The organism is Pseudoalteromonas sp. RW-H-Ap-1 (assembly GCF_048318575.1).
Lineage (GTDB): Bacteria > Pseudomonadota > Gammaproteobacteria > Enterobacterales > Alteromonadaceae > Pseudoalteromonas.
Window position 1 is genome coordinate 2,587,864 of sequence record NZ_CP166996.1, and the last position, 18,663, is coordinate 2,606,526.

The window sequence follows — 18,663 nt, forward strand, 5'->3', positions numbered from 1 at the left end:
AAACTAAGTATGCCGTAAAGTAATTAAATATAAGAGCCCTAAGCCTATTAATTATGTAAACAACTGTGTCAGTTATTAACTATGAAAATAATTCACGTTAGTTGAGAAACTTTCAACAAATAAATCTATCTAGACGTCTAAATGGCTGCTATATTAAATCCATCATCACAAATTAAGCTGGAATGAGGATTATGGCTTTATCACTTCAAGAAAAAATAGAAGATACCAACCAAGGTGTTTACCTAATTGGCACAACACCGCCAAAAATTGGGACTGATAAAGCGCAATTAAAAGTCATTGCCGAAAAGTTATTAGGCCGTTTACACGAAATTGAATATGACGGTGTGATTATTTATGACATTCAAGATGAAAGCAGCCGTACAGAGCAAGCGCGTCCATTTGCATTTAAGCAAACAGTTGATCCGCGCGAGTACAGTCAACTCTTACGAGGCTTATCTGATCTTGATGTCATTACTTATAAAAGTGTAGCTCAGCGCGGTGTGAGTGAGTTTAAAGCGTGGTTAGATGAAACTAAAAATGACTACGATTTAAAAAATGTAGTGTTAGTGGGTAGTCCTTCATCAGCAGGTGATATAAAGCTGAGCTTACCGAATGCCTACAAAACTCTGGCAGAGCAGTCAGAAGACTTCTTTTTAGGTGGCGTCACTATTGCTGAGCGCCATGCCAATAAGCGCAACGAGCACCAACGCTTAATAGAAAAAACAGCACAAGGATGCCAGTTTTTTATCTCTCAAGCCGTGTACAACGCACAAGCAACCATAGATTTAATAACCAGTTATGCGCGCACATGCAAAGCACAAGGCCTGACACCTAATCGGATTATATTGACCTTTACGCCTTGTGGTGGTGAAAAAACCTTGGAGTTTATGCAGTGGCTAGGCATCTCAGTGCCAGAGGCAACTAAATGGCGCATGCTTGATTCGGAAAATACACTAAGCGAATCGGTGCGTATTTGTCGCGAAAACCTCGACTCAATTTTAAAAAGCTGTGCCCACTTAGGTGTACCACTGGGTTTAAATATTGAAAGCTTAACCAATCGTAAAGAAGAAATAGACGCATCAATTAACTTATACCGTTTATTAAAAGCAACAATGGAACTCAACCTTGCGGAGAAACTGATAGCTTAATTGCGGGGTTCGGGGTTCGGGGTTCGGGGTTCGGGGTTCGGGGTTCGGGGTTCGGGGTTCGGGGTTCGGGGTTCGGGGTTCGGGGTTCGGGGTTCGGGGTTCGGGCAGAATGATAAGCGACATAAAATAAGCCGGTTCAAGTAGTTAGCTTCGTTTATTTTAATAAGGACTAACTTGCTCTGTCAGATTTGAACTATAGGACTTTATCAAATCTAACAGTCGCATTTGTGCCATGAGCGGATAAAAAGTGAATTTGAAAGCCTGTTGGGTGGCGCCTTCGGCTTAACCAACCTACATTTTGACGTAGGTCGGATAAGTGGCGGAGCCACGCCATCCGACAAAAATGATGAATTTACCAGAAACAATCTAATTTGCCACGTTAGCGATATATAACTGCTTTACACTGTAAGTTAAACCACTCTATACCGACTATCGGCTGAGTGGCAATTGCGGACATGGATAACCGCAGCTTGGCTGCGTCCTTGCTTGAGCGACTTGTTACGTGTTTATAGCGTGGGGTAAGACAGCTTTTCATTGTGGGCTTCTGCATCATCTTCCCAAATTAGCCGAACAACGTGCTTTCGTTTCGTTTGCATATGAACAGCTGCAATAAGCTCAACGGACTGATGTCTTTCAAGGCTTTCCATCGGAAATTTATCAGAGACTTCCGAATCAATAACCACATCATTTCCTTCGGGAAATTCAATTCTGACATTTCTGGCTGTGGCAGAACCTTTATTCCAAATCTTGAGCCTATATTTACTACTTCCCAGCTTAATAAATGATGCTCCGAGATCCGCACTTTTCTCTTTAACCGCACCTTCATTTTCTTTTTCTAAAAGAAGGTTGTTTAGTTTTTCTTGGCTTTCGACGAGAGATTTTTGCTTTTTGTTAAAACTAACTGTTTGCCAAGTTGCGTAGCCAGATAACAGAAATGCTAACCCGGCTATCACATCGCCCGCGTCAATAGTTACCGGCATCATTTGAACCTTATATTTTTGCTACCAGAAAATGCTTTCTTCAGAGACTTACGAAGTTCTTCAGCAACGTCTTTAACTACCTCTTCCTTCATCTCTGAAAGATGCTCTTCAATATTTTCGCTATTTTCTTGGATTAACTCGTCTTTATTAAACTCTCGCTCACATGACGCGCAAGTCATAATTTGTATTGTCTCATCAGACCCATCTTCATAAGAAAAGTCTGAACAGCCGCATGTAGGGCAAAGCAAGCTTACACTTCTATCGTATTTTTCAGGATTCATCCTATCTCTCCATCATGTAAGGGGCACGTAACGCCGCGTTAAGCGGACAAAAAAATATGGGTTATAATGTGGAGCGAAGCGAAATTTAACCCACTGTTTTTGTTCCGTTTAAACGCCTTGTTAGCAATTTTGTTCGATAGATACTAACTTAAACAGTTTTTCTAACGACTCATTTTCGGAGTCAAAAATAGCAATATTGATTCCAGATTCACTTTTCACACTTGGATAACGTAAGCCTAAAACATTATTTTCATCACTTGTTTTGAAGCGGAACCTAAAGTACTCCGAAATTATCTGAGTTGGAACATATTCAACATGCTCTCGCCCATCTTTTGAAACAGGTAGAGTTAATTCGTTAACAAGAGGCTTCAAAAAGGACAAATGCTGTCTTGTTTCATAATTACTCTCAGAAAATATACTAGGCATAGCGGGCAAGTCTACAAAGTCTATAACTATGATTTCCTTTAAAGTTTGAAACTTTGCAATAGTCCATTTTTCAGCTGTATCAATCACTTCTTTTTCTGCAGTCACTTGATCATAGGCTACATAAAAATATGATATTCCAGCAGGATTCATTCTTCCTGCACTAGCAATACCTTTTGGTGGGACACCTACATCTGAGAATTTAGTAAATGGAGCTTCCCTGTTACTAACCCTTACTCTGTAAAACTCAGTTCCCGCAGGGATCGTCTTCACCAAATTTTCAGAATTACAGAGCTTGCCTAAAGCATCAAGCATACTTGAAATTGGTATATAATCAGGACGACCAGCTGAGAACTCATCTTCTGGTTCACTCAAGAATAAGTATCGGGTCTTAAACAAAACTTGCTCTTTAAAAGCCGACCACCCGTATGATAAAGCATAAGAAGGGCTTTCTATAGACCAATCATTATTTACATGTTCTACTAAATACAAGTTTGGATCACAGCTATCGGCTATATCTTCACAAAAATCACCAGACCAGCCAGGGTCGAATTCACCAATTACTTCATATATATTCGTATCATCCATTAACCACTCTTTTTCTACCCACGGCATATCAACATCTTGAGCATCAGCATAATATTGGAAAATAGTGTCATAAACACGTTCCATCACCACATTATATGGTGCAGAAATCAACTCACCTTCTTCGCTTGTTTCATCACAATATGAACATGTTTTTGCTGATAGATTATCTTTAACTAAACTCATTAATGCTTCATCAACAACACAATCAGCACATATGAATTTATCTAAGCCTGATAATTGTGGAGATTCGTACATTTCTATCATCAAATCTGAATGGTAACCCAATGGTGACTCCTGATTGCTAACAGCTTATTGAACACCGTTTTGGTGGTTTTTAACACACCAAAACGGCGTATATTACATACCATGATAATTTCACCAATAATTACCTTTGTAAACAAGTAATTAAAAGAGGTAGGAATTAAGCATGTTATTCTGCCCCAAAACGGCGTTTAATAATGTTATTGGTCAAAACTAGGCTTCTACTCAAAAAAGCAGTAAAAATTTAACTTTTTCAGTGTCCGGTTATCGCTCTTAGCTGCCTGTTAGGTGAAGTCCTAAGCTTTTATTTGCGTCTTCTATTTGGCGGTCTTTGCCCTGTAATACGTTTTTTATCGCGATCTTTACGCGCTTTGTTAGTGTTTTTGCGGTTGTCTTTTGGTGGCTTATTTAAGTCGGGCTCGTAGCCTTCAAGCCATTGTGGTGTTAAGCGGGTATCAAGCAGTACTTCAATTTCTTCAAGCAGCCATTGCTCATCTAAGCTCACTAGCGACATTGCAAGGCCTTGCTCACCCGCACGTCCTGTACGGCCAATACGGTGCACATAATCTTCGGCTATATATGGTAATTCAAAGTTAATCACATATTTAAGTGCCGGTATGTCTAAACCGCGCGCGGCTACATCGGTGGCCACTAATACACGCGTACTGCCTTCTTTGAAGTTATGAAGAGCGCGGTCGCGAGCACCTTGTGATTTATCACCATGAATAGATTCGGTTTTTAAACCATCTTTACACATTTCTTTGGCAAGCTTATCGGCCATTTGTTTAGTGCGGGTGAATATAAGCACTTGGCGCCAGTTTTTCATACCAATCATGTGCGATACCAGTTCGCGCTTTCTGTCTTCATCTACTGCGTAAATAACTTGTTCAACCTCTACAGCAGCAGAGTTACGCTTATCAACTTCAATAAGCTCGGGATCTTTGAGCAACTTTTTACTCAGCTCAAATACACTGTCATCAAAGGTGGCGGAAAACAGTAAGGTTTGACGATCGCCTGGGATATGACGCAGTATTCGTCTAATTTCGTCAATAAAACCCATATCAAGCATACGGTCTGCTTCATCAAATACTAAAGAGTCCACGCTTGAAAGCACCACACTGCCCTTCACTATGTGATCAAGTAAGCGCCCTGGCGTAGCCACAATAACTTGTGCTGTTTTAAGTGCTTTGATTTGCGGGCCTATACTTGCGCCACCATAAGCGAGTGCGCCCTGAATATCACTACCAAGAGCATATTTTTCGAAGCTGGCGAATACTTGCTGAGCAAGTTCGCGGGTTGGCGTTAAAATAACCACACGCGCAATACCCGGTTCATCTTTTTTAGGAGTATTTAATAGCTTATGCAATAGCGGCAAAACAAAAGCGGCTGTTTTACCTGTGCCGGTTTGCGCACTGCCCATTACATCACTGCCCGCTAAAATCGGCGGAATAGTTTTAATCTGAATAGCGGTTGGTGTGGTGTAATTATTTTGCTCAATCGCGTTTAATAATACAGGGTCGAGATCAAGTGATGAAAATGATGTGGCAGACATAAGCTTGGCTTTAAAATAACAAAGAACGCTATTATACCTGAGCTTTAGTAATAAAAAAGGCGCTAAATAGCGCCTATATAAAATGAAGTATTTAAGCTGGTTTTAATGTGGCTTTACGTTCATTATAAAATGCAATTAAATCATCTACGGTGCTTTGACAGTATTCACGAATACCCGATACCACCATGTGTTTTTCACCAAAACCCACCTTTTCGCCGTTTTCGAGTAAATTAAAGCGCAAGGTTATTTTGCCGCGTTTACCAGCGTATTCAAAGCTTGGCTCAGCAAACTCAAGGGTCGGTGATTTAATATCAATGTTATTAAGATTAATGATCATTGATTCATAAATAATCATAGGCCGCGCAGGGTTTATCATTACCTCTTGCTTGCCCATTAAAGGAATAATTACATGCGGGAACGCAGCACCTGAGAACTCAACATAATTTTTTATTAAACTGTTTGTAAGTGTTGGGCATTTACTGGTTTTACCGTCGCGTTTAACCTTTAAAATTACTTTTTCGCCATGGTTTACATCAAACTCTTCTCCAGGTTGATCTGGAAAATTTAGCTTGGTATTTTCATCAACCATACCGGCAAAGGTAAACTCCATTCGCTCACTAATGCCATAGCGGTCTAACACTAGAGAAAAAAGTAAGTCTCCTGGTGCGCAAAACTTTTTAGCGTCTTTATCATGAAGTGGGTTGTAGTCGTCGGCCACACATTTAGCAAAGCGACAACCTTGCTCACGAGAAATAGTAACATAATCAGCATGCTGCTGATAAAAAGGACTTAACATAGTGTATTCACTGCTTAAACTGCTTATAACCTATCCATACTACCAGAAAAAAATCTTGAGAGGTCGAATCTGTTTAATAAAGGCGAAAAATGATAATTTGCAACTCGCTAATTTACTAAGTAAATTAGGCAAATACGAGTTTAAGGGATTAACTAATGAAGTATTTTTCTTTATTAATATGCGCGGTTTCATTTTTAACTGGCTGTAATAACGTTACTTACACAACCAATATCGACGACGAGGTTTTATCAGAACACGTTTCAAGCCACATTAAAAAACGTGGCCTAGAGCAGTTTTACAGTGTTCAGGACGCTCTTGATAGAGGTGCAAGCCCCCTTGGTGGAATAAAAGGTGAAAGCTGCGATGTATCAGATGATACGCGAACATCCTCAATTAGCTATAACCGTTTGAAATCACAAGCTATAGAATCCCTTAAAAATGATGTGCTTTATTTAGGTGGCAATGCATTTACACTAGAGCAGTGCCAATCAGTATCCCGCTACAATTGTGATTTAGCCGTTATTTGTAGCGGACAAGCCTATAATTATTAATAGCTCAAAATTATATAATTGAGACTATAACGCTATGTAATTCGTTTTCTCTCATTTCCCCTATCAAACAACAAGCTGTATTTGCCAATGACTTTTTATTTTTTAGCTGCCGCTATTTTATGTGTTTTCCCACAGTGTAAACTCACTGTATTTCGCCAACCATTATGGCAATACTTATTGCTGCTAAGTGTTATTACTGCCTATTATCAAGAGTATATAAATTTAAACGCGGTTGCTGTTATAGCTGTTTATGTGGGATTGTTTCACTTTACGCTATTGGCAACCTCAGCGTTAAAACGTAATGTTCTAACGTCTTTATTTATAACAGCCTCACTCGGGTTAGCCTTACATTGGTTTGCGGGTTTTAATAACCTGCCAATTGTTGTTAATGAACAAGTCACCAGTAACGCAATTGCATTTACCCTGTATTCTAATTTCGATAAAGCATTAGCGGGTTTAATGCTGAGCGCTTATTTTTTTGCAAAAAACAAAACGATAAAGCCAGTAACTGTCGGCTACCCTGCTTTAATCATAATTATCACTATTTTAGCGGCGCTTATAACTGCTTTAACGTTAAACCTTGTGGAATTTGCACCAAAAGTACCTGAATTTTGGTTGTTATTTATAGCTATCAATCTACTTTTTACCTGCGTTGCAGAAGAGGCATTATTTAGGGGAGTGATACAAACTAAGCTTTCAAAACTAATAACCCCGGGCAGGTTTGCATTACTGGCACCGGTGATCAGTACTTGTGTATTTTCACTGGCACACTTTTCAGCGGGTACTCATTATATGCTTGTGGCGGCCGTTGCAGGTTTTGGTTATGGCTATATTTACTATAAAACTAGCCGATTAGAATGGGCCATTTTATGTCATTGGCTCGTTAATGTGTTTCACTTTTTCTTATTTACTTACCCTATGCTGGCAACTCCATCTTAAAACTACAGGCATAAAAAAGCCGCTTAAATAAAGCGGCTTTTGAATCTGTAACCACGATTACGCACTTGGGTAATCGCGGTATGCGCGTTCTATCTTTTTAGCCTGCTTTTTAGAAATACCTAAATGGGCAAGCGCGACACGTAAACGTGCACGCGATAGGTCAGACCCTAAAATTTCCATTGCATCTAATACCGAAGTTGATGATGTTTTGCCGGTAATAGCCACAAATATAGGCTCTAAGAAATCTTTAATTTTAAGCTCGTGGAAGGTAGCGACTTCTTTTGCAATTGCAAAAATAGCAGGCTTTTCAAAGCTACGTAAGCCTTCCAGTTGCCATACAAAAAATTGTAATGCTTGGCGAATAACATCTTCGTCAGCTTTACCGGCTGTTAATAGCGCTGGGTCGTAAGTCGGGATACCGCCTACAAAGTGCCCTGCTAAATCAACCATGTCAGAGAGCGTATTTATACGCGTTTTAGCTTCTGGTAATACTTTAGCCAGCATGTCGCCATTAAATTTCCAGTCAACAAAACGCTGCATTAGCTCTGCATCAGTTAGGTTTTCGCGGATCCACATACCGTTTAACCAGCTTAACTTGTCTACGTCGAATACTGGGCCACCAAGCGATACACGCTTCATGTCAAAGTGCTCAATCATCTCATTAAGGGTGAACTTTTCACGCTCATCAGGCATTGACCAACCCATACGGCCTAAGTAGTTTAGTACCGCTTCTGGTAAGTAACCCATTTCTTTGTAGTAATTAATAGACGTTGGGTTTTTACGCTTAGACAGTTTTGATTTATCTGGATTACGCAGTAATGGTAAGTGACCTAGTACGGGCGCTTCCCAACCAAAATCTTCATAAAGTTTTAATAACTTAGGCGCTGAGTTTATCCACTCTTCACCACGGAAAATATGGCTAATTTGCATATGGTGATCATCCACCACGTTAGCTAAAAAGTACGTTGGAAAACCATCCGCTTTTAATAGCACTTGCATGTCTACGTTTTCCCACGGGATCTCAATTTCGTCGCGTAGGTAATCGTTAAACTTAAAGGTACCTTCGCTTGGGATTTTCATACGTATAACGTACGGTTTACCAGCAGCTAGGTTTGCTTTAATTTCGTCTTCTGTATGATTTAAGCCACGACCATCGTATTTAGGACGCAGACCTTCGGCCATTTGCTCTTCACGCATTTGGTCCAGCTCTTCGCTGGTTGCAAAACAATAAAATGCTTTGCCGTCTTCAACTAACTGATGGGCGTATTTTTTATATAAATCACTGCGCTCAGATTGACGGTATGGACCAAACTCACCACCTACATCAGGACCATGATCCCACTCAAGGCCTAACCAGCGTAAGCTATCCATGATTGCTTGTTCAGATTCAGGTGTGCTGCGAACTTGGTCAGTATCTTCAATACGAAGTACAAATTCACCGCCTTGCTGTTTAGCAAAACAGTAGTTAAATAAGGCAATGTAAGCGGTGCCAAGATGCGGGTCACCAGTTGGCGACGGAGCAACACGGGTACGAATTGTCATGGTAATGTCTCTTTTAATAAGTGAGATGGTATGAAATACCAATAAATATTTTAAGCGGCTACTTTGTTTAAGTAAGCAATAATATCGTTTGATTCATAAAGCCATTTTACTTGGCCATCTTGCTCAATACGTAAACAAGGTACTTTAACTTTTCCGCCTTGCTCTAATAGCTCTTGGCGGTATTGCTCATCATTTTTTGCATCGCGTGTTTCAATTTTTAAGCCTTCACGCTTAATTGAACGACGCACTTTTACACAAAAAGGGCATGCTTTGAATTGATAGAGCTTAAATTGTGCGGTTTGCTGATCAAGCTTAGTTTGCTCTTGCGGATCACGTTTTTTGCTACGTGGCGTAAAAACAAAATTAAAAAATAAGATGATACAACCTAAAACCCAGCGAACTAATTTCATCTTCAATACTCTTTACAACAAATTTAAGGTGCAAGATTTTAACACAAAAAAGCGCAACACTATAAGCGGATTATACGTTGCGCTATATCGTTAAAAAAGTGCTTAATTACAACACCACCATATCATCTCTGTGTAGCACTTCCACGCCGCTGTCGTAATCAAGTAAATGGCTGATTTGATTAGAGTGTGCGCCTTTTATTTTATCGATTTCAAGATGACTAAAGCGCGTTAACCCGCGTGCAATAATTTGCTCGTTTACATCAATTAAGTTAATTAAATCTCCACGTTCAAATTCACCTATTGCACGCGTAATGCCTTTAGCAAGTAAACTAGCCCCCTTAGATTGCAATGCATGCACCGCACCGGCATCAATTAAAATTTGGCCACTACTTTTAGGCCCTGCCAATAACCATTTTTTTCGACCATCTTTAGGCGCGGTAAGTTTTAAAAAACGGGTGCCTGGTAGTTGCTCGCTCATGCATTTTAAAATCACATTTTCATCAGCGCCTTTGGCAATAATCACCTCAACCCCAGCCCTTCTGGCAATATCTGCGGCCTGTAATTTGGTTGCCATACCCCCTGTGCCTAGGTTTGTACCGCTGCCACCCGCAAGTTGGCGTAACTCATCATTAATATGGGTAACTTCGTCAATCAAGGTGGCGTTAATGTCGGTGCGCGGATCGCTGGTGAATAACCCTTGTTGGTCGGTCAGTAGCAGTAACTTATCGGCATTGGCTAAAATAGCCACCAATGCCGACAAGTTATCGTTGTCACCTACTTTTATTTCGCTAGTAGCAACCGCGTCGTTTTCATTAATGATCGGCACAACATCGTAATTTAATAGGGCATTGAGGGTATCGCGGGCATTTAAATAGCGCTCTCTGTCGTCAACATCCGCGCGCGTTAGTAGCATTTGTCCGACGTTAACGCCATACAACGCAAATAAGCTTTGCCAAATATGAATGAGCTGCCCTTGCCCAATAGCGGCCAACATTTGTTTATCTATCAATGTGCGCCCACAGGGTTTTAATAACTGTTCTCGACCGGCAGCAACCGCACCGCTTGATACTAAAATAACGTGATGACCTTGCTTTTTTAGCTCACAGCATTGGCGAACAAGTTCCACCATATGTGCTTTGGCTAACTTATCGGTACCGCCAGTGAGTACGCTTGTACCTAGCTTTACAACTACGACCTGATCCCTTTGCATGTTTTTTACTTAGCGCAATAAATGATGCATTTATTTATACCAGTTCGGTATTTTTGAACAAGTAAAAAATATTCAATCACCCCCTCTGCGTGCTAGGATCGCACTATATTCAACCGTTTAAGTTACGCCTTATGCCTGCCAGTTTATGTTTAATTATTGCCACCTTTTTGTGGGGTAGCTCCTTTATTGCACTTAAATACGCGATTGCGATTTATGACCCAGCCTTGGTGATATTTTTACGTATGCTCACCACTTTACTGATTTCGTTATGTTTGTGGCGCTACGTAATTCGCTTTGAATATTTAAAAGGCGATTGGAAGTACTTATTAGGCATGTCGCTGGCAGAGCCTTGCTTGTACTTTTTATTTGAAGGGCATGCAATGGAGTACACTTCAGCGTCTCAGGCGGGGGTGATTGTTTCTTGCTTACCTATTATCGTGGCTTTTTTAGCATTTTTCATGCTCAAAGAGCATATTAGTAAAGCTATTGTGGTGGGTTTTACGCTGTGTATTGGCGGCAGTATTTTACTGACCTTGCTCTCACCGAGTTCAAGCCAAGCCCCAAACCCGTTACTGGGTAACTTTTTAGAATTAATGGCCATGGTGTGCGCGGCATTTTATACCGTGTGTATAAAACATTTAGCCAACCGCTACTCTCCGCTCACACTGATTGCTTTGCAAGGCGTGAGTGGCAGTTTATTTTTTGCTCCGTTTTTATTATTTATTGAGCTACCCAGTGAAAACCAACACGATTTAACCGCACTAATGAGCATTTTGTACTTAGGCTCTTGTGTTACTTTGGGTGGGTACGGCATGTATAACTACGCGATTAGTAAAGTGTCGGTGTTAACCGCTGCAGCTTACTCTAATTTAATCCCTATTTTCACTTTAATTTTGTCAGCCATTATCCTCAACGAAGTACTAACTCTTGGCCAGTGGATCAGCATATTTGTAGTGTTTATAGGCGTAATGATAAGCCAACGCCATCAAGAGCTGGTAGTAGATATTCCTAACTCAACTTCGGGTGAGGATATTTCTGCCGACACTAACCACCTTAAATCGGTACCCGAGGCCAGCGAATCAAAAGGGTAACAGGTTAATAAATACAGCCCTGATTGATGCAAAAAATCGGTGTTGTACTGATTAATTACCTCAACGTGTGTTACTGAATAATGCTGCACTTGGCCATTTTTAAGTTGTAGAGAAAATTGTTCCCCCACTTTAGCGTTTTTTAAAAACGCAAAGTGGGTATCGTTGTGGCCAGCAATAAGTGCTCCTCGCGAGTTACCAAAATCAGCCCCACCTAATTCCCCCGCAGCTAAAAAGTGGCTCGGCGCAAACGCTAAATTTCTACCACTTGCTCCATCAAGCACGGTTAGTCGCTTACTATGCTTTGGCCATATTATTTGTGCCACCGGGTAACTATCAGCATAAAACCACGGCTTAATTTTTTTATTGGGCGATTTAAGGGTCGTTTGCCAAGCTTGCTCTATTAACACTTGTGCAAGCCACGCCTTTGCCTGCATATATGCACCATGGCCAAACAAGCTCAACCCTAAGGCAAGTAAACCTATGCTTAGCCACTTTTTCATTTACAGTGCCTCACTAACAACAGACCACCTAGAAGTAGTAATGCTCCAAACACAATATGCATTTTGCTTTGCCCATCAGTTTGCGGCAAGCGCATACTCATTCCTTGTGGCATAGTATTAGCCACTTGTGTGCTTTGTTTAGCAACTTCTTTAATAGTGGTCTCTTCTATGGCAATAAACGCAGTAAACGGACTAAGTAATTGATGCTCAAGAGCAAGCTGCTGCACTTGCTGTTTTACTATACTTTGTTGGTTGTATAACAATAACGACTTTATTTTTTGACGTGCCCAAAGCTTATCAATTCCTGTGGCTTTTGAACTTGCTTGCGGATTAAGCTTAACCTTAAACTCTCCATGCGCCGTTTGCCCCGTAAAAGTAATTGCATCGGTAGCGTCTAATTTAATAGCCACCATAATAGGCTCAGCAAAATATAGATCAGGCAAAGGTGAGGGCCAAAAATCTAAGCTCTCTCCATTTTTATTTGTTAACGCTAGATTAGTCATCGCCGGGTGAGCAAGTTTATCAAACAACTGCTGCATTTTCGGCTGCACATCATGAGCACTGCTTATAAAGGTGTAAGTTCCCTTGCCTATATCAGCGGCACGACGCATAAAATAACGGTTAGGCGCACTACCAATGCCCACGGTAAATAAACGGCTATCACCTAAGGTATGCGCAATATGTTTAAATAACTGATCTTCGTTACTTACGCTACCATCAGTTAAAAATACAACTTGGCGCACAAACCCTTCAAACTGTGTACCATCAAGTACTGCATCAAGTGCACCTTTTATTTCAGTTCCGCCATCGGCTTGTAAGTTATAAATAAAACGCTCTGCGCGACGTAAATTAAAGTCACTGGCAATTAATGGGGTCTCACTCATTGCTGCAACCTCATTATTAAAACTGACAATATTGAAGCTATCATCACTATCTAATAATGATAATGCGTAAAACAGGGCTTTTTTAGCTTGTTCAATAGACTGCCCATGCATAGATCCCGAGGTATCAACTACAAACACCATCTCACGCGGTAAACGCTGAGATTGAGTAAACTGATCGCTTGGCGGCATTAACATTGCTAACGCATACTGCTCACCATTTTGTGCTTGCTGGGTAAAAAGTGCAGCTTGCGCTTGCGCTATTTGTAGTGGCTTAAACTCCAGTACAAAGTCTCTATTTATGGCTTGCTGTGGTTTTAGCACAATGCTGTATTGCCCAAATGCAGGGTTTTCAATATTAACTTGATGGTACTTAGCGTTTATATCAACCAATTCTAAGCCTATATCCATGTTAATTGTTAAGCTTAAATCGCTGGCATTTGCCGCCTCATTGGTTTGTTTTGTGTAAACAGGGCTTAACCACCCCTGCGGAGTAAACGAAGGTGTGTTAGTGCTTTTTATCGCATGCTTATCTTGATCATCGTTAACTTCCCCTGTTATTGCATGATAGCGTGGCGTCATTGTGGTTGGAAAATGAATCGCAAAGATTCCGTGTTGGTAATCAATAATCTCTTGATACTCAAGCGTTATAACTATTTCTTCTCCTGGCCCTACATTTGCCACATTTGTAATAAACATATTTGCACGCTGCTGTCGCAACAATGAAGCTTGTTTGCCTGCTTTTTTGGCAGCTTGGTACTGTTTTTCAGCTTGGCGTTTTTTTGCTATTTTACCTTTAATAACTCGCTCGCCAATGCGCATGGTCATTGCTTGCACGGCGCTTTCATCGGGTAAAGGAAATACATAACGTGCATTTACGGCAAAAGGGTTTTCATTTATGTAGTGCTGCGTTACTACAACATGATTAATTAGCCCTGTTAGGGTCATTTTTGCATCGCTTTTTAAAATAACCCCAGGGTTAACCGCCACTCCTTGGCTATCAAACAAGGATAGTTTTGGCGACTGTGCATGGCTTTTAAAGCTGGCCAAAAGCACGATAATAATAAAAATAAAAAGGCTTACCTTGGTAAGCACTTTGGTGGGTTTACTCAACATAAATCACTCCATCGAACGCCTTGCGATTAATTGCTTGCTGTTTGGTCAGTCGTTTGATTTAGCGCACGGGTAGTCAGGGTAACGCGTCTGTCAAAAAAGTTATCTTCAAGGGTGTTACTGTTTGCTATGCTTTGCTGCTCGCCAAATGCTTGTGTGCTTAAACGTGTATGGCTAACCCCCTGTTTAATTAAGTAACTTTGTACGGCGTTTACTCTGGCTTTTGAAAGTAATAAATTTGCTTGCTCTGCACCGCGCTGATCGGCAAAGCCACTTAAATCAAGCGCGAGTTGCGGTTGGCTTTTTAATAACGCTACCAATTGATCAAGCTGCTTGGCAAAATGTGGAGCAATATCGCTAGAGCCTGTTTTAAATTGCACCGTCATTGCCAATAAATTATTAAGCTGCGATTGCGTTAGTTGCTCATTTTGCTGCGCCAGTAGTTCAAGTTGCGCCTCTAGGTGACTGTTATGATTAAGTACGTGTTGGTAGTCGTTGGTTTTCTCTGCCATTACAGTTAAAGCTTGCTGCTGCTCAGCAATGGTTTGCTCAGCCACCTTGGCATCGCCAATCAAACCACCAGCAAATGCGCCTACAAACGCGCCAATTGGCCCACCAACAACGCCACCAATAATGGCACCGGTGCTCAGGCCAACAAGTGTTTCTTTTTTTGCTTCTTTTGATGGGGTATCCGCAGCAAATACTGGCGTACAAAAAGTGCTAACAAGTGTGAGTGCGATTAATGTTTTCTTCATGGTCTATTCCTTACTATTAATAATGGTTGGCAAGCTATTGGTTGGCACTTGCGTTGTATTGATAATTTCAATAGCTGTATTAAAACACCGTGAAGTGGCAATAAAGGGGAGTAAAAATGGCAAACTGCTGAGCAATTGTGGCAAAAAAATGGCAATTGCCTTTTTAACCTTACTTAGCACAAAAACTTCGTTATAGTGCGTCTAAGTCAATATGAGTAATTAATAAAAATGAAAAAAATAGCTATCGTTGAAGATGAAACTGCCATTCGCGAAAACTACATAGAAATGCTGAGCGCTCAAGGCTATCAGGTAAGTGGTTATGAAAACCGCCCTCAAGCAGAAGTCGCTTTTAAAGAAGCACTCCCCGATTTAGCCATTGTTGATATTGGCTTAGGCCATGAAATAGATGGCGGCTTTTTACTGTGCCAAACTTTGCGTTCACTTTCTAAAACCTTACCAATTATTTTTTTAACCGCTCGCGACAGCGAAATAGACACCGTATGCGGCCTGCGCATGGGCGCCGATGACTACTTAACCAAAGATATTAGCTTAGCGCATTTAGCCGCGCGTATTGGTGCGTTATTTCGCCGCATGGAAGCATTAGAGCAACCCGCCGATGCCAACGCATTAATAATTCGCGGTCAACTAACACTCGACACGCAACGCATGCAGGTGCTTTGGCAGCAACAGTTGGTTGATTTAACCGTAACTGAGTTTTGGATGCTGCATTCACTCGCCCAACGACCTGGCCACGTTAAAAGCCGTAATGAGTTAATGAGCGATGCTAAAATTTATGTAGACGACAGCACCATTACCTCTCATGTAAAACGCATTCGCAAAAAGTTTATAGCACTCGATAGCCAGTTTGACTGCATTGATACCGTGTATGGCATGGGTTACAGGTGGGAGCAACCCACATGCTAAGATTTGGCCTACGCAGTAAATTTATTCTACTTTCATGCTTTTTGTTTTTGTTGCCATGGTTAGGCTACGAATACGTATGGGAAATGGAAAAGTTTTTACGCCAAGGCCAAGAAAAAACGCTCGTAGGCACTACACGTGCACTGGCAACTGCCCTGCACGAACGACCCGCTTTATTTGACGAACAAACCAACTTTTTAGATCAAGTTGTAAAAGGCCGCGATCTCTATGCTTATAATTTAAAGAGCCCAATTCAACTCGATGGTAAACTCAGCGACTGGGACGCTTACCAATCGCTATTTTGGCTTTATGACAAACGCTACTTACAAACAGCCGATGATAACCATCAGCTAAGCAACTTATCATTTAGCCACATGGTAGGTAAGTTTGATAATTACTTATATGCAGTATTTAAAGTCACTGACGATGCTTTAGTATACCGTGCCAAAAACAGCCTCAGCATTACCAATAACGATTACGTAAAAGTTGGCCTAAAAAACCCCGATGGGCAATTTAATACTTATGTTATTGCTCCGCGCCAAGATGGCTGGGTCAACGCATTTGATGCCAACAGTAAAATGCCTTTTACTAAAATTCAGGGTTTCTTTAAAAAAACTGACACTGGTTACAACCTTGAGCTGCGCTTTCCTTTGAGTATGCTTGGCAATAAACTGGGATTTGCCATTGCCGATGTTGATAGTAAACAACCAAACCAAACCCCTAGTATTATGTCTACATCGAACTTAAATAACCCGAATGATTTAGGTTCGGTACTGGTGCCCTCCCCTGAAATAAACCGTATATTAAAAGGCATGGGACACAGCGGCAGTCGCATATGGGTGGTCGATAATCATCACCGTGTATTAGCGCAATCGGGCAGTATTCAAAATGCCGATGGCGTATGGGCCGATGGGCTAAAAAATCAAGCGCCAAAAACTGCGTGGCAGCGCTTTGAACAGGCCTATTTACATCCTTTGTATTATAAAATTTTAACGCGTCCTGAAGATGAATTTATAGATACCTTACACGATGTAGCTTCAATGCAAGGCGCTCATTTAGCCAAAGCACTGAAAGGTCAACCGGCCTCGTCTTGGCGACTCACTCCCGATAACAAAGCGGTAATATTATCCGCTGCGTATCCTATTTGGATTGAGGATAAGGTTATTGGCGCAGTTATAGCTGAAGAAACCACCAATGGCGTGCGTACACTGCGTAATAAATCGCTGGAAAAACTATTTAATGTGATTTTAGCGGTCATGTTAATTGGCACAGTCACTTTGTTCTTTTTTGCTTCGCGTATATCGAGCCGTATTAGGCGACTACGAGATACAGCAGAGCAAGCCATTGATGCGCAAGGACGAGTAACAGGCCATATAAATTACAGCGATGCCAATGACGAAATTGGCGACCTGTCGCGTAGCTTTTCAAATATAGTGAGCCGACTTGGTGGCTATACCGATTATTTAGAAAATATGTCGTCGCGCTTATCTCACGAGCTGCGCACACCGGTTGCGGTTGTCCGTTCATCTCTTGAAAACTTACAAAGCTTGCAGCAAAGTGAACTGAGTCAAAAATACCTTGAACGTGCCAGCGAAGGGGTTGAGCGCTTAGGGAAAATAATTACCACTATGAGCGAAGCTACCCGCCTTGAGCAAAGTATTCAAAGTAATGAGCCAGAGCAGTTTGATTTACAAAAAGTGATTAGTGGCTGTATGCAGGGCTACCAGCTTACTTATCCTAACCAGTTATTTACACTCAACATTTGCCAAAGCACACTGCCAATGCAAGGTGCCCCTGAATTTATAGCGCAACTGCTCGATAAGCTAATTAATAATGCCTTGGAATTTAGTGAAGCTAACACAGCAATTGAAGTCAGCCTTAAGCAAAATGAAAACAAAGCAACCTTAACGGTAAGTAATACAGGTACTTTATTGCCTGAGGGACTTACTGAACATATTTTTGATTCTATGGTATCGGTGCGCAGCCAACAAATGCAGCAACAACCGCATTTAGGCTTAGGACTTTATATTGTCAGACTGGTGTGTGATTACCACAAAGGTACAGTAACGGCGCACAATAATGAGCAAGGTAATGGGGTGGTATTTACTGTGAGCTTGCCACTTAATAACTAAAGGTTCCCTAGAAGCTATGCCTCTTTTTTTAACAAGCGATACAAAGTATCCATACGCTTATGCGCTTGCTGCACCTTTGCTTGCGCCTCAACTTTTATAGTTAAGATAAGTAGTAACAACAGATAAAAACTAGGCTGAGCTAATACGTCTGGGAACATCAATGAAACAAATGCGATATAAGCAAAACTGCCAAATAATCCCTTAAAAATATCAAAGGGTTTAGATGAGTGTTTTTCAAACTCATCTTCAAGAACTCGTTTTTTTTCAGCTTCGCTTATCGCTAATTTTGCGTTAATTTGTTCTGGTGTCATTAAATTAACTCCTTTTAAGATAAATACAATTATGGATATGCAGCTTTCACTATTAAGAATGATAAGCAAACTCAATTGTATCGCTATTTGGTAAAAGTGACGAGCAAAAAAGGCTGAAACGTCCTGGGGTCTGTTGACCTTTGCGGATTAAAATTTGTTCAAACTAGGGGCGATTTAACCGCGGCGCGAGGTTTGTAACCTAGTGGGCTAAGTAAAAACCGAGCAACAAAGAGTAAATCGCCCCTAGGCAGAACCCGAAGGGCAGCGCCTGTTTGGCA

The 18,663-nt window shown here is 41.1% G+C and carries 18 protein-coding genes; 6 read left to right on the forward strand and 12 right to left on the reverse strand.

What is annotated here, in order from left to right:
* Window positions 1–191 precede the first annotated feature (191 nt).
* The gene (locus AB8618_RS12425) at window positions 192–1,148 is read left to right on the forward strand and encodes a methylenetetrahydrofolate reductase (protein WP_413400702.1); all 957 of its coding nucleotides are present in this window, start codon (window positions 192–194) and stop codon (window positions 1,146–1,148) included.
* A gap of 506 nt (window positions 1,149–1,654) precedes the next feature.
* Here AB8618_RS12425 and AB8618_RS12430 read toward each other — a convergent pair.
* The 5 genes from AB8618_RS12430 to AB8618_RS12450 form a co-directional block, all read right to left on the reverse strand.
* Window positions 1,655–2,131 (reverse strand): hypothetical protein, encoded by a 477-nt coding sequence (locus AB8618_RS12430; RefSeq protein ID WP_409423772.1) that lies wholly within the window; start codon window positions 2,129–2,131, stop codon window positions 1,655–1,657.
* The gene (locus AB8618_RS12435) at window positions 2,128–2,409 is read right to left on the reverse strand and encodes an ECs_2282 family putative zinc-binding protein (RefSeq protein ID WP_409423773.1); all 282 of its coding nucleotides are present in this window, start codon (window positions 2,407–2,409) and stop codon (window positions 2,128–2,130) included. The genes AB8618_RS12430 and AB8618_RS12435 overlap by 4 nt, the downstream gene beginning before the upstream one ends.
* A gap of 120 nt (window positions 2,410–2,529) precedes the next feature.
* Window positions 2,530–3,705, reverse strand: a complete 1,176-nt coding sequence (locus AB8618_RS12440) for a HEPN-associated N-terminal domain-containing protein (RefSeq protein ID WP_409423774.1) — start codon at window positions 3,703–3,705, stop codon at window positions 2,530–2,532.
* A 280-nt stretch (window positions 3,706–3,985) separates the two neighbouring features.
* Window positions 3,986–5,233: a DEAD/DEAH box helicase gene (locus tag AB8618_RS12445; protein ID WP_413400703.1), complete on the reverse strand. Its 1,248-nt coding sequence runs from the start codon at window positions 5,231–5,233 to the stop codon at window positions 3,986–3,988.
* 91 nt (window positions 5,234–5,324) lie between these two features.
* Entirely contained in the window at window positions 5,325–6,029 is a 705-nt protein-coding gene (locus tag AB8618_RS12450) for a DUF3581 domain-containing protein (RefSeq protein ID WP_413400704.1), read from the reverse strand.
* Window positions 6,030–6,184: 155 nt separating this feature from the next.
* Here AB8618_RS12450 and AB8618_RS12455 point away from each other — a divergent pair, with 155 nt between their 5' ends.
* The gene (locus tag AB8618_RS12455) at window positions 6,185–6,580 is read left to right on the forward strand and encodes a hypothetical protein (protein WP_010387677.1); all 396 of its coding nucleotides are present in this window, start codon (window positions 6,185–6,187) and stop codon (window positions 6,578–6,580) included.
* A gap of 87 nt (window positions 6,581–6,667) precedes the next feature.
* Window positions 6,668–7,519: a CPBP family intramembrane glutamic endopeptidase gene (locus tag AB8618_RS12460; protein ID WP_413400706.1), complete on the forward strand. Its 852-nt coding sequence runs from the start codon at window positions 6,668–6,670 to the stop codon at window positions 7,517–7,519.
* 57 nt (window positions 7,520–7,576) lie between these two features.
* On the opposite strand, the gene gltX is transcribed toward AB8618_RS12460, so the two are convergent.
* The 3 genes from gltX to proB all read right to left on the reverse strand — a co-directional run bounded on the left by gltX (window position 7,577) and on the right by proB (window position 10,681).
* Window positions 7,577–9,061 (reverse strand): glutamate--tRNA ligase, encoded by a 1,485-nt coding sequence (gene gltX, locus AB8618_RS12465; protein ID WP_008111109.1) that lies wholly within the window; start codon window positions 9,059–9,061, stop codon window positions 7,577–7,579.
* A gap of 50 nt (window positions 9,062–9,111) precedes the next feature.
* Window positions 9,112–9,471, reverse strand: coding sequence for a glutaredoxin family protein (locus AB8618_RS12470; protein WP_008111110.1), 360 nt, complete (start codon window positions 9,469–9,471; stop codon window positions 9,112–9,114).
* Between the two features lie 106 nt (window positions 9,472–9,577).
* Window positions 9,578–10,681, reverse strand: a complete 1,104-nt coding sequence (proB, locus tag AB8618_RS12475; RefSeq protein ID WP_413400709.1) for a glutamate 5-kinase — start codon at window positions 10,679–10,681, stop codon at window positions 9,578–9,580.
* Window positions 10,682–10,812: 131 nt separating this feature from the next.
* Between proB and AB8618_RS12480 the strand changes: the two genes are divergently transcribed.
* A complete protein-coding gene (locus AB8618_RS12480) occupies window positions 10,813–11,772 on the forward strand; it encodes a DMT family transporter (protein WP_413400710.1) in 960 nt (319 codons plus the stop codon).
* On the opposite strand, the gene AB8618_RS12485 is transcribed toward AB8618_RS12480, so the two are convergent.
* From AB8618_RS12485 to pdsO, 3 genes are read right to left on the reverse strand one after another with little or no spacing between them, the layout of a single operon-like run.
* Window positions 11,667–12,272, reverse strand: coding sequence for a class GN sortase (locus tag AB8618_RS12485; RefSeq protein ID WP_409423780.1), 606 nt, complete (start codon window positions 12,270–12,272; stop codon window positions 11,667–11,669). The two genes, AB8618_RS12480 and AB8618_RS12485, sit on opposite strands and share 106 nt — an antisense overlap.
* Window positions 12,269–14,269 carry a marine proteobacterial sortase target protein gene (locus AB8618_RS12490; protein WP_413400711.1) on the reverse strand — a complete coding sequence of 667 codons (2,001 nt, stop codon included), beginning with the start codon at window positions 14,267–14,269 and terminating at the stop codon, window positions 12,269–12,271. Before AB8618_RS12490 ends, AB8618_RS12485 begins: the two co-directional genes overlap by 4 nt.
* Before the next feature lie 26 nt (window positions 14,270–14,295).
* A complete protein-coding gene (gene pdsO / locus AB8618_RS12495; protein ID WP_413400712.1) occupies window positions 14,296–15,021 on the reverse strand; it encodes a sortase-associated OmpA-like protein PdsO in 726 nt (241 codons plus the stop codon).
* Window positions 15,022–15,249: 228 nt separating this feature from the next.
* Here pdsO and pdsR point away from each other — a divergent pair, with 228 nt between their 5' ends.
* Complete coding sequence (gene pdsR / locus AB8618_RS12500; RefSeq protein WP_008111124.1) at window positions 15,250–15,945, forward strand: proteobacterial dedicated sortase system response regulator; 696 nt, start codon at window positions 15,250–15,252, stop codon at window positions 15,943–15,945.
* A complete protein-coding gene (gene pdsS / locus AB8618_RS12505; protein WP_413400714.1) occupies window positions 15,939–18,074 on the forward strand; it encodes a proteobacterial dedicated sortase system histidine kinase in 2,136 nt (711 codons plus the stop codon). The genes pdsR and pdsS overlap by 7 nt, the downstream gene beginning before the upstream one ends.
* A 14-nt stretch (window positions 18,075–18,088) precedes the next feature.
* On the opposite strand, the gene AB8618_RS12510 is transcribed toward pdsS, so the two are convergent.
* Window positions 18,089–18,385, reverse strand: a complete 297-nt coding sequence (locus AB8618_RS12510; RefSeq protein WP_138606914.1) for a hypothetical protein — start codon at window positions 18,383–18,385, stop codon at window positions 18,089–18,091.
* Window positions 18,386–18,663 lie beyond the last annotated feature (278 nt).